The sequence below is a fragment of the Frankia sp. AvcI1 genome (assembly GCF_001420875.1).
In the GTDB taxonomy this organism is placed as follows: domain Bacteria; phylum Actinomycetota; class Actinomycetes; order Frankiales; family Frankiaceae; genus Frankia; species Frankia alni.
This window is the reverse complement of the sequence record NZ_LJFZ01000007.1, coordinates 73427-89095: the sequence shown is the minus strand read 5'-3', so window position 1 is coordinate 89095 and position 15669 is coordinate 73427. Positions and strand designations below refer to the sequence as shown.

The 15669-nt window shown below is 73.8% G+C and carries 9 protein-coding genes and 15 pseudogenes; 21 read left to right on the top strand and 3 right to left on the bottom strand.

The features are described 5' to 3' along the window. Positions 1 to 34: 34 nt before the first annotated feature. Positions 35 to 1684 (bottom strand): M48 family metalloprotease, encoded by a 1650-nt coding sequence (locus tag UK94_RS73285; RefSeq protein WP_268761267.1) that lies wholly within the window; start codon positions 1682 to 1684, stop codon positions 35 to 37. Positions 1685 to 1833: 149 nt separating this feature from the next. Between UK94_RS73285 and UK94_RS09545 the strand changes: the two are divergent. From UK94_RS09545 to UK94_RS09500, 19 genes and pseudogenes are all read left to right on the top strand, one after another. Then, positions 1834 to 2665 (top strand): annotated as a pseudogene (locus UK94_RS09545) (hypothetical protein); the annotation flags it as partial. Between the two features lie 197 nt (positions 2666 to 2862). Beyond that, a pseudogene (locus UK94_RS45875) lies at positions 2863 to 3220 on the top strand (hypothetical protein); the annotation flags it as partial. 1 nt (position 3221) lies between these two features. Beyond that, a pseudogene (locus UK94_RS45870) lies at positions 3222 to 3475 on the top strand (hypothetical protein); the annotation flags it as partial. Between the two features lies 1 nt (position 3476). Continuing rightward, positions 3477 to 3524, top strand: a pseudogene (locus UK94_RS73280) (hypothetical protein); the annotation flags it as partial. 1 nt (position 3525) lies between these two features. Further along, positions 3526 to 3732, top strand: a pseudogene (locus tag UK94_RS45865) (hypothetical protein); the annotation flags it as partial. A gap of 230 nt (positions 3733 to 3962) precedes the next feature. After that, positions 3963 to 4186, top strand: a pseudogene (locus tag UK94_RS45860) (DedA family protein); the annotation flags it as partial. A gap of 1 nt (position 4187) precedes the next feature. Beyond that, positions 4188 to 4374, top strand: a pseudogene (locus UK94_RS45855) (VTT domain-containing protein); the annotation flags it as partial. Between the two features lie 367 nt (positions 4375 to 4741). After that, positions 4742 to 5497, top strand: a pseudogene (locus tag UK94_RS09530) (undecaprenyl-diphosphate phosphatase); the annotation flags it as partial. 8 nt (positions 5498 to 5505) lie between these two features. Continuing rightward, the coding region (locus UK94_RS73275) for a hypothetical protein (RefSeq protein WP_268761281.1) at positions 5506 to 5578 on the top strand (73 nt) is incomplete at its 5' end. 250 nt (positions 5579 to 5828) lie between these two features. Beyond that, positions 5829 to 6003: pseudogene (locus UK94_RS45850) on the top strand (ester cyclase); the annotation flags it as partial. A 1-nt stretch (position 6004) separates the two neighbouring features. Beyond that, positions 6005 to 6180 (top strand): ester cyclase (locus UK94_RS45845; RefSeq protein ID WP_235487304.1); only part of this gene is annotated, 176 nt, incomplete at its 5' end. An 873-nt stretch (positions 6181 to 7053) separates the two neighbouring features. Next, positions 7054 to 7597, top strand: a pseudogene (locus UK94_RS45840) (thiamine pyrophosphate-dependent enzyme); the annotation flags it as partial. 1 nt (position 7598) lies between these two features. Next, positions 7599 to 8200: pseudogene (locus UK94_RS45835) on the top strand (thiamine pyrophosphate-dependent enzyme); the annotation flags it as partial. Between the two features lie 40 nt (positions 8201 to 8240). Then, positions 8241 to 8391, top strand: a pseudogene (locus tag UK94_RS45830) (alpha-ketoacid dehydrogenase subunit beta); the annotation flags it as partial. 2 nt (positions 8392 to 8393) lie between these two features. After that, positions 8394 to 9227 (top strand): transketolase C-terminal domain-containing protein (locus UK94_RS09515; RefSeq protein WP_235487212.1); only part of this gene is annotated, 834 nt, incomplete at its 5' end. Between the two features lie 4 nt (positions 9228 to 9231). Then, positions 9232 to 10668, top strand: coding sequence for a dihydrolipoamide acetyltransferase family protein (locus tag UK94_RS09510; protein ID WP_055749518.1), 1437 nt, complete (start codon positions 9232 to 9234; stop codon positions 10666 to 10668). A 159-nt stretch (positions 10669 to 10827) separates the two neighbouring features. Next, positions 10828 to 11039: pseudogene (locus UK94_RS45825) on the top strand (prephenate dehydratase domain-containing protein); the annotation flags it as partial. Position 11040: 1 nt separating this feature from the next. Continuing rightward, positions 11041 to 11772 (top strand): prephenate dehydratase domain-containing protein (locus UK94_RS09505; protein ID WP_235487210.1); only part of this gene is annotated, 732 nt, incomplete at its 5' end. A 398-nt stretch (positions 11773 to 12170) separates the two neighbouring features. Further along, entirely contained in the window at positions 12171 to 13118 is a 948-nt protein-coding gene (locus UK94_RS09500; protein WP_011604373.1) for a ParA family protein, read from the top strand. A 189-nt stretch (positions 13119 to 13307) separates the two neighbouring features. Here UK94_RS09500 and UK94_RS45820 read toward each other — a convergent pair. After that, positions 13308 to 13857, bottom strand: a pseudogene (locus UK94_RS45820) (FAD-dependent monooxygenase); the annotation flags it as partial. Position 13858: 1 nt separating this feature from the next. Then, positions 13859 to 14470 (bottom strand): FAD-dependent oxidoreductase (locus tag UK94_RS45815; protein WP_235487196.1); only part of this gene is annotated, 612 nt, incomplete at its 3' end. Between the two features lie 89 nt (positions 14471 to 14559). Between UK94_RS45815 and UK94_RS09490 the strand changes: the two are divergent. Next, positions 14560 to 15132: pseudogene (locus UK94_RS09490) on the top strand (helix-turn-helix domain-containing protein); the annotation flags it as partial. Between the two features lie 137 nt (positions 15133 to 15269). Then, complete coding sequence (locus UK94_RS09485) at positions 15270 to 15611, top strand: nuclear transport factor 2 family protein (protein WP_011604370.1); 342 nt, start codon at positions 15270 to 15272, stop codon at positions 15609 to 15611. Positions 15612 to 15669 lie beyond the last annotated feature (58 nt).

The following is a 15669-nucleotide window of genomic DNA, read 5'->3' as shown; positions in this document are numbered from 1 at the left end:
TCCCCACCCGCGCGCCGGGGGCCCCCGGCCGCGTCTACAGGTTCAGGGCGAGCAGGACGGCCCCGACAAGCAGCACGGCCAGCGACAGGGCGTAGCGAGCGACGAACTGCCAGCTTCGGGCGGTGTGCCCCGAGGCGCCGGTGATCGAGCGCAGCTCGACGTACGGGCCGGGCGCGCGCAGGAACCAGCCGGTGACCAGCACCTCCTGGTCCACGAAGGCGTCGGCCCCGGTCAGCCCGAAGAAGGTCCGCGCGCCGGGAAACGGCTGCAGGTAGACGATCGGCACGATGCCGCTGTCGTCGGCGAGGACGAAGTCCGGGGAGGCGACGTAGCCGCCCCGACCGACGATCCGGCCGCGCAGGCTGACGGGCACCGCGCCGACCGGGCCCGCGTCGAGGCGTTCGAGCAGGCTCGCGGCCTCGTCCACCGGCTCGGGCGCGCCCAGCGGGCTGCGCAGCGCCGCGCGGACGACGAGCAGCACCCCGGCGGCGGCCACCAGCACCGCGACCGTCCGCGGGCCGCCGACGTCCAGGTGGTGCTGGGCGACGGTGAGGGCGGCGACCAGGCACGCCCAGCCACCGAGGTGCAGGGGAAGTTCCACCAGGAACCGGCCACGGGCCGCCGTCCGCTCCCCCGGCCGGGCCGCCGCGGCCGCGCGCACCGCCCCCCAGCGGGTCGGGGCGCCCGGCAGGCCGCTGCGTTCGAGCGCCGCGATGCGGTGCACGACGAGCGGATGGGTGGCGAACAGTTCCCCCCAGCGCGCCCACGGACTGGTGTTCTCCCACCGCATCGCCGCGGCGATGCGCTCGGGCGGCACTCCCGGGCCGAGCAGCCCGGCGGCGGGCAGGCCACCCGGGCCGGCGATCCCCAACGCGCCGGTCGAGCGGATCCGGGCCGCCCGGCGGGCGAGGCGGCGGGCCTGACGGTTCTCGTCGTCGGCGCGCAGCGCGGCGATCCGCGCGGCCCGCTCACGGCCCACCTCGTCGATGCCGTAGGCGATGCGGACCAGCGCCGAGCACAGCGCGTCGCCGTCGCCGGTGGCGCGGCAGGAGGCGTGGTCGGCGCCGAACTCGCGGGCCCGGGCGAAGCCGAGCAGCGCGAGCTGCGCGGCGAGGTAGGCGGCGAAGGCGAGCAGCCGGTTGAGGTCGTTGCCGCCCGGCCGGTCGGCGGCGCGCCCACCGGCCGTCGCGAAGTAGAGGACCGCCGGGATGAGGCTGGCCGCGGTCATCACGGCCACGTCCCGGTGCGCGACGTGGCCGAGTTCGTGCGCCACGACCGCCTCGACCTCGCGCTCGTCGAGCCGGTCCAGCAGCCCACGGGAGATCCACACCCGGCTGTCGCGGCGGCTGCGGCCGAAGGTGAACGCGTTCGGTTCGCCGTCCTCGACGATGCCGAGCCGGACCAGGGGCAGGCCGCCCGCCCGGCACTGGCGCGCGACGATCGCGGCCACCGGCTCGTCGCTGCGGTACCCGTCGGCCGTGCGGACGAGCTCCGTCGCCGGGACGAGCCAGGCGATGACCCACGGCGCGACCAGGTACTGGACGGCGACGACGGCCACCCCGCCCGTCACCGCCCAGGCGAACGGCACCGGCGACAGGACCGCCACCAGCCAGCAGGCGAGGGCCAGCACGCCGCCCAGAACGCAGAGCACGGCGATCAGCCGGCGCCGAACATGACCGTGCACGAGACGTTCCCCACCCATCCCCCGAGAACGGCCGAACGGCCGAAACAGGAATCCAATAGTAGAAGGCCAGAATATTCGTTGCACGCCGTTTCACCCGCGCAGCGCCGGCCGGGGCGTCGCGCTCACACGGTCCTCACACGGGCCGCGTGATGTTCTTCGGACGGCCCATGTCCCCCGTCCGGAAAGAGCACTCGATGCGGTCGAAGTCCCACCGCCTGATCCGCGGCCGTGAGCCCCTCGCGCCCAAGGTCCCCGAGATCACGGCCCTGTTCTGGGTTATCAAGATCCTCACCACCGGGATGGGTGAGGCCACCGCGGACTTCCTCGCCGGGGTGAACCTGGTGCTGGCGGCGGCGATCGGCCTGCTCGGTTTCGTCGCGGCACTCTGGCTGCAGTTCCGGTCGCGGCGCTACCAGGCGCCGGTCTACTGGTTCGCCGTGGTGATGCTGGCCGTGTTCGGCACCATGGCCGCCGACGGGCCGCCGTTCGGCCACATCGGCACGACCATCTTCTACGCCGTCGTGCTGGCCGTGGTGTTCCGCCGGTGGCACCGCAGCGAGGGGACGCTGTCCATCCACAGCATCGTCACCCGCCGCCGGGAGACCTACTACTGGTGCACCGTGCTCGCGACCTTCGCGCTCGGCACCGCCCTCGGGGATCTGACGGCGAGCACGCTGCACCTCGGCTTCCTGCCCTCCGGCATCATGTTCGCGGTGATCATCGCCCTGCCGGCGATCGCCTGGTGGCGGTTCGGGCTGGGCGAGGTCGCCGCGTTCTGGCTGGCCTACATCGTCACCCGCCCGCTCGGCGCCTCGTTCGCCGACTGGCTCGGCAAGCCGCACGACCGCACCGGGGTCGGCCTCGGCGACGGGGTCGTCAGCGCGATCGCCACCGTCCTGATCGTCGCGCTCGTCGCCTACGTCACCGTCACCCGCCGCGACATCCAGCGCCAGCAGATCCCTCCCGCGGCCATCCCGCAGCNCACCCATCCGGACGACTCCCCGCAGGACCGCGCGCTGCGGCGGTAGCGCGGCCCGGGTGCCGCGTCCCCGAGAGATCTTTGGCCGGATGCTCGCAGCGTGCGGTGGGTGTGGTGGTCCGGCTACATGCTCTTCACATCCACGATCCCTACGCTGGGCGCATGACAAGGCACTTTAAGCAACATCTCGGGTCCCCGCGTGGTGGAGCGCGCCTCGGTGCATCCTGAAGATCCGGCGCCGGCGCCACCCGCCGAGGTGGCCGGCGCCCCGCCCACCGAGGTCCCCGGGCAGCGGCGCCGGCCGGGCGCCGCCGCCCGGGCCCTGCCGGCGGCCAGCAAGATCCCCCGGGTCACCCTCCTGTTCTGGATCACGAAGATCGTCGCGACGACCCTGGGCGAGACCGGCGGCGATCTGCTGGCCCAGACGATGAAGGTCGGCTACGCCGCCAGCTCGGTCCTGTTCATCGCGCTGTTCCTCGTCAGCCTGACGGTCCAGGTCCGCGCCGACCGCCTCCATCCCGGGCTCTACTGGACGGTCATCCTCGCGACCAGCATGGNCGGGACCACCATGTCGGACTTCGCCAACCGGACCCTCGGCCTCGGCTATCCGCGGGGCGCGGCGATTCTGCTCGGGCTGCTCCTGCTGTTGTTCGCGGCCTGGTGGCGCTCCGGACACACCTTCGACATCACCCGGCCCGTCACCTTCCGGGTCGAACTGCTGTACTGGACCGCCATTCTGCTGTCGAACACGCTGGGAACCTCACTGGGCGATTTCCTGTCCGACAGTTCGGGCCTCGGTTATGCCGGCGGAGNGGCACTGATCTGGTCCCTGCTGGCGGTCATCGCGGTCGCCTGGTACAGNCGCCGCCTCCCGACCACGCTGCTGTTCTGGTCGGCCTTCGTGCTGACTCGCCCGATGGGCGCGACCCTGGGCGATCTGCTCACCAAGCCGACGGCCAGGGGCGGCCTCGCCTACGGCACCTCGGGTGCCTCGGCGATCCTGTTCGGCGTGCTCGTCCTGCTGGTCGTCCACGGATACCGCCGGCAGGCCCGCACCGCCGCGCGGTGAAACGGGCTGGCCGCCTGGTCGGCCGGGCAGGCGGGCAGAAATGGCCGCTCACACGGCCTTCACATCGTCGTCCCGGCAGGGTGGGTGACGGCGGGCCGGTGATCATCGATGCCTCTCCCGCCGCCGTTGTGTCGCCGCCCGGGTGAGAGGGACCTGTCGTGTCCAGCGATATCGCGCTGAATATTCTCGATCCGTCGTCGATCGTGTCCTCCGTCGGAGTGTTCGGCCTGATGGTCGTCATCTTCGCGGAGACCGGTCTGTTCGTGGGATTCTTCCTGCCGGGTGATTCGCTGCTGTTTCTCGCCGGGGCCTTCTGCGCCGGCGACGCCGCCGCGTCAGGACCTCACCTGCACCTGCCCGCGGTGCTGCTCGGCGCCTGCGTCGCGGCGGTCGCCGGGGCGCAGACCGGCTATCTGATCGGACGGCGGGCCGGCCCGCGGCTGTTCGAGCGGCCNAACTCCCGGTTCTTCCGCCAGGAATACGTCGAGCGGGCCCGCGGGGTGCTCGACAGGTACGGGTTCGGCAAGGCCGTCGTGCTCGCCCGGTTCGTGCCGGTCGTCCGCACGTTCCTGAATCCGCTGGCCGGCGTCGTGCGGATGCCGGTGCGGGTGTTCACGACGTTCAACCTGATCGGCGGGGTGCNGTGGGCCNCCGGGGTGACACTGCTCGGCTACGCGCTGGGCCGGACCATTCCCATCGAGCGCTACATGATCCCGATCTCGCTGCTGATCGTGCTGGTCTCGGCCATCCCGGTGCTGCGCGAGTACCGCGCCCATCGCCGGGCGCGCCCCGGGCAGGCACCCGGGGGGGTCACATCGTCCTCACACGACCAGTGATCTAGCATGCTCCCGGTCAGGCTCCGCCCGCCCGCGGCGGCGAGCCCGGGNCAGTGCCGAATCCGCAGACCCGTGCCGCATCCCGAGCCGGCACCGCCCGAGCAGCGCGTCCCGGGCCGGGCGCCGCATCCCGGGCGAGTACCGCATCCGAGACCATCAAGGACAGCCATCACGTGAGCGCGATCAGCGTCGGACAGGCCATCATCCTCGGCGTCGTCGAGGGGCTGACCGAGTTCCTCCCGATCTCCTCCACCGGCCACCTGAAGATCGCCGAGGGGCTGATGGACATCCAGGTGGACGACAAGGCGGTCGTCGGCTTCACCGCCGTCATCCAGGTCGGCGCGATCGCGGCCGTCCTCGTCTACTTCTTCGCCGACATCCGCCGCTTCGTCACCGCCTGGGGCCGTGGCCTGGCCAATCCCGCGGCGCGGACGAACCACGACTACACGTTCACCTGGTGGGTCATCTACGCGACGATCCCCGTCGTCCTCGTCGGGCTCGCCGCCAAGCCCCTCATCGACGGCCCACTCGCCTCCCTGTGGGTCGTCGCCGCCTCGCTGCTCGCCGGCAGCGCGCTGATGTGGTTCGCCGACCAGTACGGCCGGCACAAGCGCGGCGAGGACGACCTCTCCCTGCCCGACGCCATGATCGTCGGTACCTCGCAGATCCTCGCCCTGCTCTTCCCGGGCTTCTCCCGCTCCGGCGCGACGATCTCCACCGGTCTCATCCGCGACCTCGACCGCGTCGCCGCCACCCGGCTGTCGTTCTTCCTTTCCATTCCGGCCCTGACCGGCGCCGGCCTGTACGAGCTGAAGGACGCCGTCGGCGGCGGCGTCTCGGCCGCGCCGCTCGCGGTGGGCACGGTGGTGTCCTTCTTCGTCGCGTACGCCTCCATCGCGTGGCTGCTCAAGTTCGTCGCCCGGCACAACNTCAACGNCTTCATCATCTACCGCGTCGCCGTCGCCGTCCTGCTCGCCGGCCTGCTCGCCGGGGGCGCGATCAACGCCTGACCGCCCGACCACCTGATCACCAGGCCACCTGCCGTGACGGCTTCCTGCCGTCACGGCTTGTTTCTTTCCAGACCTGCTTCTGTCACCGCTTCTCGCCGGGCCGCCGGGGTGTGGCCGCGGGGACGATCGGGCACATGTTCCCGCGGTGCACACATTGTCCCTGCTGCCGAGACGGGTGAGGCGACGTGGCGGAATCACGCTCCAACATCGAGCGCATGCGAACCTTCGTCGAACAAGTACAGGGTCAGGNCCGAGCGGACCTTGTCGAGGAATTTGTGCACGCCGACTTCCGCAATCACACGGCGAGCCCGGGGCAGAGTCCCGGCCGGGACGGGGTACGGGTGGCCACCGAGGCGCTGCATGCGGCCTTCTCGGACTTCCAGGTCGAGCTCCTGCACTGCATCGGTGCGGACGACGTCGTCTCCNCCCACAAGGTGTTCCGTGGTCGGCACACCGGGGAGTGGTTCGGCGTTCCCGCCTCCGGCCGGCCGGTCGAGTTCGCCATCATGGATATCACCCGGTACCGGGACGGGCTCATGGTCGAACACTGGGCCGTCGCCGACGCGCTGACGCTGCTGCACCAGACCGGGGCTCTCGGGTAGCCGCAGCCCCTCGACGACACCTGCCGTCGTCGCCTTCTTCGCCATGTCCGCCGGTTCCCCGCCCGAGCGCGGCGGGGCGGGGCGGGGCGGATCGAAACCTCACCGGCGTGGACAGCTGGGCATGCCTCGAGTTCGGGGGTCCGGCCGGGAGGCGCCGTAATGGCCGTCGCGCCACCGTCCCACCGGTGTTTCCCGTGCCCTCAACCACCTTTCTACACGACGTAGAAGGTGGGCCGCGCAACAATTCACGCCCCAGAGTCAACCCAAGGTGATTATCGCCACGATCCAAGTGTCGGCCGGCGGTGGAAAATCAATCGCAGAGGCCGGCCACAGCGCGTACCCGGACTCCGGAAACGCACCGGGGTCCCCCAGAACGAAGTAGGTGAGTGGAGACGGATCGTGACCACCGACGGCGCCCGAACCGGGCCTGCCGGCGAGCCGGACCGCCTCGGGCCGGACCGCACGCTGCCACGGCGTCCCCCGTCTGACCCTGCCCGGTGCCCACCCGGACGCCACCCCGACGCCGCCTGGACGCCGCCCGGACGCCGCCCGGCAGCAGCCGCAGCGCAGGCCGTGTCGCAGCCCCGGGACAGGACGCGGCACAGGAGCAGGACGCGCCGGCGCTTCGTCGGGCCACGCCCCGCAGCGAGGCCGAGGTGAGACCGGCAGCGCGAGGCCCGCACGTCGCCGCAGGGAGCCCTCGGTGCGCCCACCCGGGCCGCCTGCGCCCCGGACAGCGCCGGTCTGGGACAGCCCTGACCTGGGATCGCCCTGACCTGGGACCGCCCTGACCTGGGGCAGCGTAGACCTGGGCAACGCAGACCCGGGCACGGCAGCCACCCCCCGTCCACCACCCAGTCCCGAAGGTGGCCCATGACCGTCCTCGACGACAGCACCGCACCCGGCCTCGTCGGGCCCCCGCACTCCCACGGCCCGCGCCGTGACCCCGCGCCGTTACTGCCCGATCCCGAGCCGGTGCGCATCCTCGGCACCCCGGCGGCCAGGACGTTCGACGCCGAGGTGCAGCGTGAGCTGTACCGCCGGATCGTCCTCGGTCGCCGCTTCAACCAGCAGGCCACGACGCTGACCCGCCAGGGCCGGCTCGCCGTGTACCCCGCGTCCACCGGCCAGGAGGCCTGCCAGGTCACCGCCGCCATGGTGCTGCGCGACGTGGACTGGCTGTTCCCGAGCTACCGCGACACCCTCGCGGTGGTCGCCCGGGGCGTGCGGCCGCTGGACGCGCTGACGCTGATGCGCGGGCACGCCCACAGCGGCTACGACCCGTACTCCCACCGGATCGCGCCGCTGTCGACACCGCTGGCCACCCAGGCCCCCCACGCGGTCGGCCTGGCCCACGCCGCCCGCCTGCGCGCGGCGACGGATCCCGCCGCCGCGGAGAACCTCGTCGCACTCGCCCNCGTCGGCGACGGCGGCACCAGCGAGGGTGACTTCCACGAGGCGCTGAACTTCGCCGGGGTGCTGGGCGCGCCCGTGGTGTTCCTGGTCCAGAACAACGGCTACGCGATCTCCGTGCCGCTGGCCAGCCAGTCCGCGGCGCCGTCGCTCGCCCACAAGGCGGTCGGCTACGGCATCGCCGGCCGCCTCGTCGACGGCAACGACGCGCTGGCGATGCACAGCGTGCTGTCCGCGGCGGTCGACCACGCCCGGTCGGGCCGCGGGCCGGTGCTCGTCGAGGCGGTCACCTACCGGCTGGACGCGCACACCAACGCCGACGACGCGACCCGCTACCGCAGCGCGGCCGAGGTCGACGCCTGGCGGGCACGCGACCCGTTGACGCTGCTGGAGGGGCATCTGCGCGCCGCGGGGCTGCTCGACGACGCGGGCGTGGCCGCCGCCGCGCAGGCGGCCGAGGACCTCGCCGTCGAGATCCGCGCCCAGTTCGACAACCCGCCGGATCCCGACCCGGACTCCCTGTTCGCCCACGTCTACGCGCAGCCGACCAGCCAGCTGCGCGAGCAGGCCGCCGAGCTCGCGGCACGCCTCGACGCCGACGCCGACGNCGCCGGAGCGGTCGCGGACGGGGACGGGGAGCAGGCCCGATGAGCACGACGATGGTCGCGGCCCTCAACGCGGCGCTGCGCGACTCGCTGCGCGAGGACGCCAGCGTCCACGTGCTCGGCGAGGACGTCGGCACGCTCGGCGGCGTGTTCCGGGTCACCGACGGGCTGGCCGCCGAGTTCGGGGCGCAGCNNTGCCTGGACACCCCGCTGGCCGAGGCGGGCATCCTCGGCACCGCCGTCGGCATGGCGATGTACGGGCTGCGGCCGGTCGTGGAGATGCAGTTCGACGCCTTCGCCTACCCGGCGTTCGAGCAGGTCGTCTCGCACGTGGCGAAGATGCGCAACCGCACCGGCGGGCGGATGGGCCTGCCGATCACGATCCGGGTGCCCTACGGCGGGGGCGTCGGCGGGGTGGAGCATCACAGCGACTCCAGCGAGGCGTACTACGCGCACACCCCCGGCCTGCACGTCGTCACCCCCGCCACCGTCGCCGACAGCTACGGGCTGCTGCGTTCGGCGATCGCCTCGGACGACCCCGTGGTCTTCCTGGAGCCGAAGCGGCTCTACTGGTCGGCGGCGGACTTCTCGCCGGCCGAGGTCTCGACCGCCCAGGTGCCACCGATCGGACGGGCGATGGTGCGCCGGCCGGGCACCTCGGCGACCCTGCTGACCTACGGCCCGTCGCTGCCCGTCTGCCTGGAGGCGGCGGCCGCCGCCCGGTCGGAGGGCTGGGACCTCGGGGTCGTCGACCTGCGCTCGCTGGTGCCGTTCGACGACGAGACGGTCTGCGCGGCGGTGCGCGCGACCGGCCGCGCCGTCGTCGTCCACGAGGCGGCGGGTTTCGCCGGAGTCGGCGCGGAGATCGCCGCCCGGGTCACCGAGCGGTGCTTCCACCACCTTGCCGCCCCCGTGCTGCGGGTGACCGGCTACGACATCCCCTACCCCCCGCCCATGCTCGAAAAGCACCATCTGCCCAGCGTCGACCGCATCCTCGACGCCGTCGCCCGACTCCAGTGGGAGCAGTGAGCCCGTGGCCGCGGTACGCGCCTTCGCCCTTCCCGACCTCGGTGAGGGGCTGACCTCCGCCGAGGTGGTCCGCTGGTTCGTCGACGTCGGGGACGTCATCACCGTCGACCAGCCCGTAGCCGAGGTGGAGACCGCCAAGGCCGTCGTCGAGGTGCCCTGCCCCTACGCCGGCGTCGTCACCTCGCTGGCCGGCCCCGCCGGCACCGGCGTCCCGGTCGGCGCGGCGCTGATCACCGTGGCCGTCGACGACTCGGCGACGGCCCCCTCGGCCCCGGGTTCCACCGCCAGCTCCGGATCGGGCTCCGGTCCGAGGTCCGGGTCCGGGTCCGGGTCGGGATCCGGGTCGGGATCGGGGTCGGGAAACATCCTCGTCGGCTACGGCGTCAGCACCGAGCCGGTCCGGCCCCGCCGCCGGCGGGTCGGCACCATCCCGACGCCGCGCCCGGCGATGCCCTCCGGACCGTCGCGATCATCCGGGCGGCCCGGATCGGCCGGATCGGCCGGGTCCGTGGGATCTGGCGGGTCCGCGGGGGTGGCCGGCTCGGCCGAGCCCTCGGGATCGGCCGCGCGGACCGCGGTCGCGGTCGTGTCCCCCCTCGTGCGTCGCCTCGCCCGCGACCACGGCGTCGACCTGCAGGTGGTGACCGGCAGCGGCCCGGGCGGGTTGATCATGCGCCGCGATGTCGAGGCCGCCGTCGAAGGCACGCCGGCCCCCGCGCCGCAGCCCGCCGAGTCCGACGCCACCATCGTCCCCCTCGACGCGATCGGGCGGCGGGCCGCGGAGACGTTCACCCGCAGCCGCAGCGAGGTGCCCGACGCCACCTGCTGGGTCGACGCCGACGCCACCGGCCTGCTCGCCGCCCGCGACACCCTCAACGCCGGCGGCGCCGAACCGCGGATCGGGCTGTTCGCGCTCCTCGCCCGCGTCTGCGTCGCGGCGCTGCTGCGCGCGCCCGAGCTGAACTCGTCCGTCGTCACCGACTCCGACGGCCGCGCCACCGGCGTGCGTCGCCACGGCGGCGTCCATCTGGGGTTCGCCGCGCAGACCCCGCGCGGGCTGGCCGTGCCCGTGGTGCACCACGCCGAGGACATGACGACGGCTCGGCTGTCCGCCGAGCTCACCCGGCTGACCGCGGCCGCCCGCGGGGGCCGGCTCACCCCGGCCGAGCTGACGGGCGGCACGTTCACGCTGAACAACTACGGCGTCTTCGGCGTCGACGGGTCCACGCCGATCATCGCTCACCCACAGGTGGCGATGCTCGGGGTCGGCCGGATCGTCCCCCGTCCGTGGGCGGTGGACGGCGCGCTGGCCGTACGCAGCGTCGTGCAGCTGTCGTTCACCTTCGACCACCGGGTGTGCGACGGCGCGACCGCCGGGGCGTTCCTGCGCTTCGTCGCCGACACCGTCGAGGACCCCACCGCGCTGCTGCGCCACCTCTGACCCCCGTCCGCTGCGCATCCCTGCCAGCCGCATCCCTGCCAGCCGCATCCCTGCCAGGCGCATCCCTGCCAGGCGCATCCCTGCCAGCCACGCAGCATCCGACCTTCCACGCAGCGCCCGACGACGGGTGCTGCCCGATCCGGTCCCAGGAGGTCTGACTTGCCTGCCCAGGCCCGCTACACCTACCTCGGCCCCGAGGGGACCTTCAGCGAGGCCGCGCTCCAGACGCTGCCGGAGGCGGCGACCGGCGAGCTGGTTCCCTCCGCCTCCGTGACGGCGGCGCTGGACGCGGTACGCAGCGGCGACGCGGCCGGCGCGCTGGTGCCGATCGAGAACTCCGTCGAGGGCGCCGTGACCACCACCCTCGACGANCTCGCCACCGGCAGCCCCCTGATGATCTACCGCGAGGTGCTGCTGCCGATCAGCTTCGCCCTGCTCGTGCGGCCGGGCACCACCCTGGAGGACGTCAAGACGGTCACCGGCCATCCGGTCGCCCAGGCCCAGGTGCGCCGCTGGCTCGCGGCGAACCTGCCGCACGCCGAGTGGGAGTCGGCCGCGTCCAACGCCGAAGGGGCGCGCCTGGTCCGCGACGGGCGCTTCGACTGCGCCTTCGCCGGGGAGTTCGCCGGCCGCCTCTACGGCCTGGAGGCGCTGGTGACGGACATCAACGACGCCGCCGACGCCACGACCCGCTTCGTCCTGCTCGGCCGTCCCGGCCGCATCGCCGCGCCCACCCGGGCGGACAAGACGTCCGCGGTGGCATGGCTGGCCGAGAACCACCCCGGCGCGCTGCTGGAGCTGCTCCAGCAGTGGGCCGTGCGCGGGGTCAACCTGATGCGGATCGAGTCCCGCCCCACCGGCGAGGGCCTCGGCCAGTACTGCTTCTCCCTCGACGCGGAGGGTCATGCCAGCGACCGCCGGGTCGGCGAGGCCCTGATGGGGCTGTACCGGATCTGCCCGAAGGTGCGCTTCCTCGGGTCCTATCCGCGGGCCGACGGTCTGGCGCCGTCCGTGCGCTCGCAGGAGTCGGACCGCGAGTTCACCGCGGCGGCCGACTGGCTCACCCGCTGCCTGGACGGCCACGGCGACGAACGGGAACCGTGACCGTCCGCGCAGGGGCGCCCGATGCGGCCACCGCACCGGCCGGAACGGGCCTGTCCGCCCCGGCCGCACCCTGCCCGGGCGGGCCCGCGCGCGGGACGCCCGGCGCCGTCGCGCGGGGCTCGCGGACGCTCGGCGCCCCCGCACCGGGCGGTGGGCGCATCGCCCGATCCGGCCACCCCACCGGCCGGCCGGACCGGCGCGGCGGGCCGTCGCGGCGGTGTTCGTCCCGGGCCACGGGACCGCATCCGCGGCGGTCACCGAATCCGCGGCGGCCAGCGAATCCCCGACGGCCGTAGTCTGCTTGTGAGCCGGACACGGAGCATGTCGCCGGTCCGGCCGGGCACGAGGAGACGTCACCGCGCCGTCGGGCGGGGCGCACGACCGGGAGCGAGGATGCGGTGAAGGTCGTGGCGATCGCCAGCTACAAGGGCGGGGTGGGCAAGACGACGCTCACCGCGAACATCGGCGCCGCCATCGCCCGGCTGGGCCGCCGCGTCCTGCTGATCGACCTCGACCCGCAGGCGAACCTCACCTTCTCCTTCTACCAGCCGGAGGTCTGGCGCACCGAGCTCGCCGAGAACCGCAGGACCGTGAAGGCCTGGTTCGAGTCGTGGCGGCCGGAGACCCTCCCGCCGCCGCTGGCCGGCTACGTGACGACCCCGCCGGTCGCCGCCACCGCCGTCGCCGAGCGCGGCGGCACACTCGACCTGCTCGCCTCGCACCTGTCCCTCGGCGACATCGAGATGAACCTCGCCGCCCACCTGGGCGGGGCGCAGGCACACCGGTCCACCCGCCACTACTTCGACGTCTACCAGCGCCTCGCCACCGGCCTGGCCTCCCCCGGGATGAGCGACTACGACCTGGTCCTCATCGACTGCCCACCGCACTTCGGGGTGATGACCCGCGCCGCGATCGCCGCCTGCGACCACGTGCTCATCCCGGCCCGGCCCGACAACTTCTCCGCGCTGGGCATCGAGCACCTGCTGGGCAAGCTGCGCCGCTACGTCTGGGAGTACAACCGGGTCGCCGACCTGCAGTCCGGCGTGCATCCCGCGGCGAAACGCCTGGAGCCGCGGGTGCTCGGCGTCGTGCTCATGATGGTCCAGTACTACCGCGGCCAGCCGACCAGTTTCCTGCGGCCCCACATCCACCAGGCCGCCAGCCTCGGGGTTCCCCTGTTCGAGTCGATGGTCCGGCTGAGCACCCGCAGCTTCGCCGGCTCGGCCGAGACCGAACTGCCGGCCGTGCTCAGTCCCGACGTGCCCGGCGACGTCGTCGGGGAGCTGGTCGACGTGGTCGAGGAGTTCCTGCGCCGCCTCGCCGCCGATGCCCGCGCGACCGCCTGAGCCCCGCTGCCCCACCGTCGGCCGGTCCGCCATCGCAGACGTCACCCGAGCCTGACGGGGAGGGTCTACCCGTGTCCGGCCGCCAGCAGCTGCGGTCAGGCGAGGGCGAGGGTGGTGAGGATGTCCGGGGAGAACGCCTCGGGGCCGAGCGCCCAGGGGCCCGCGTGGACGGCGCCGAGCNCGGCGCCNAGGTCCGGGCGCTCGCGCAGCAGCTTCGTCATCCGCCGGCGCTTCGCCGCCCGCTCGGGCATGCCGAACGCGGACAGCAGATCGGTCAGCGCGGTGGCGAAGCGCAGCCGTGCCATCCGCTCGCCGCGTTCCTCGGCGTAGCCGCGCAGCGTCTGCGGGGTCCAGGTGGGGGTGTCGAGCAGGGCCTCGGCGAGCACCCGGGTGTCGCGCAGGGTGATGCTCAGCCCCTGGGCGGTGACCGGGTTGCTCCAACCGGCGGCGTCGCCGAGCAGCGCGATCCCGGGGAGCAGCGGGTTGTCGGTCCAGGCGTCGGTCATGGGGAAGGTCGCGCACGGCCCGGCCGGGGTGGCGTCGGCGAGCGCGTCGGGGCACGGCAGCGCCGGTGAGCGGTACGCCGCCAGGAAGCGGGCCACCCGTTCGGGCCCGTTGAACCGTTCGGGGTCGGTCGCGGACCGGGCGATGTAGAGCCGGATCAGGTCGGCGCCGCGGGGCACGACGACGTACTGGTTGCGCCCGTCGACGCCGAGCGTCGTCTCGGCGCGGTCCCACGNGCCGCCGTCGTCGACGAGCAGCCCGGTGAGCATCACCCGCGGGGTGGTCACCGTGATCGGGATGCCGAGTGCCGTGCGGGTCGCGGAGTTCTTGCCGTCGGCGACGACGACGAACCGGGCGCGCACGGTGTGGTGCGCCCCGTCCAGCTCGTAGGTGACCGACGGCGCCGGGCCCGGTTCCACCGTGGACCGCCCGACGCCGCGCACGACGGTCGCGCCGGCCTTGGCCGCGGCGGTGGCGAGCGCCTCGCGCAGCTCCGGATGGCCCACGCCGATGATCCCCGGGGCGCCGGGCACGGTCGTGGACAGGTCCATCGCGGCGCTGCGGGCGCGTTCGACGGTCAGCATCTCGTCGTAGGGCACCATCCGGCTGATCACCGACGCGCCCTCGGTGCCGAGCACCGTGTCGCCGAGGCCCAGCTCGACGGCCTCGCGAAAGCCCCACGGCGCGATCGCCTCGCCGCGGATCTGGTCGCGGTAGACGCGCTCGCGCTCCAGCACCGTGACGCCCAGACCCGCCGTGGCCAGGCGGGCGGCGAGCGCGCAGCCGCCCACCCCGCCCCCGATGACGACGACGTCGTTGTCTAGGTCGCCGTCGATGTCGCTGCGCATTTCGGCCTCCCTCAGGTCGTGACCGCAGTGATTTACTATGGCATAATGAAGCCTCGGGCGGTCCGGAGATTCGGGGCGGGAGGCGGTCGGTGGCACGCAGGCGTGGCGGGACGCAGCCGGCGCCGCTGACCCAGCGCGACGTGCTCGACGCCGCACTACGGGTGGTGGAGCGCGGCGGCCTCGACCGGCTGACCGTGCGCGCCGTCGCCGACGAGCTCGGCGTCACCCCGCCCGCGGTGCACTACCACCTGCGCGGCGGCGAGGATCTGGCCGACCGGGTCGTCGAGGCGGTCGCCGCCGACATCCGCATCGAGCTCGATCCGGCCGCGCCCTGGGTGGACCAGTACGTCGGGCTCGTCACCGCGATGGACGAGGCGTTCCGTCGCTACCCGGGCACCGGGATGCGGGCGCTGACGGCGTCGCTGCCCTCCGCCGCGGCCGGCCGGCTCACCGGCACGGCGCTGTCGATCCTGCGCGCCGCGGGCCTGCCGGAGCCCGCGGCGGTCGAGCTGTTCACCGCCACCTACCTGCTGTTCACCGGCTGGCTCGCGGCCCGCGGGCTGGTGGCGGCCGGCGGCACGCATCCGAGCCTGGCCGCCGCCGGCGTCAGCGGGCCGGGCCTGGACGACCTCTCGACGCTCGAACGCGCCCTGCGCCGCGTGNTGGCGACGGTACCGGCGGCCGCGCCGCCCGTCGCCGACCCGATCGACCCGAACCCGATCGACCCGAACCCGATCGGCCCGAACCCGATCGACTCGGCGGGCCCGGCGCGGCCCGCCCTCACGGAGGAGACACGACCATGAGCGACACCACCGTCATCGACGACTACTTCGCCGGCTGGAACAAGCAGGACACCGACGCGATCCTGGCCACCCTGACCCCGGACGTCGTGCTGGAGGACGTCCCGACCGGCCACGGCGCCGCCGGCACCGACGAGGCCCGGGCGTTCATCGACAACGCCCTGAGCCAGACGGCGGGCACCACCTACGACGTCGTCACCACCCTGTCCGACGGAGCCACCTACGCCATCGAGTGGGTCATGCAGCCGGCCGGCATCCGCGGGTCCTCCTTCGGCTCGCTGCGCGAGGGCCGGATCGCCGTCAACCGCGACTACTGGAGCCTGCCCCGCAAGTCCGCCTGAGCCGCCCGGTCGGGCCGCGTCGCCGGTCAGGCCGCGTCGCCGGTCAGGCCGTGGGCCC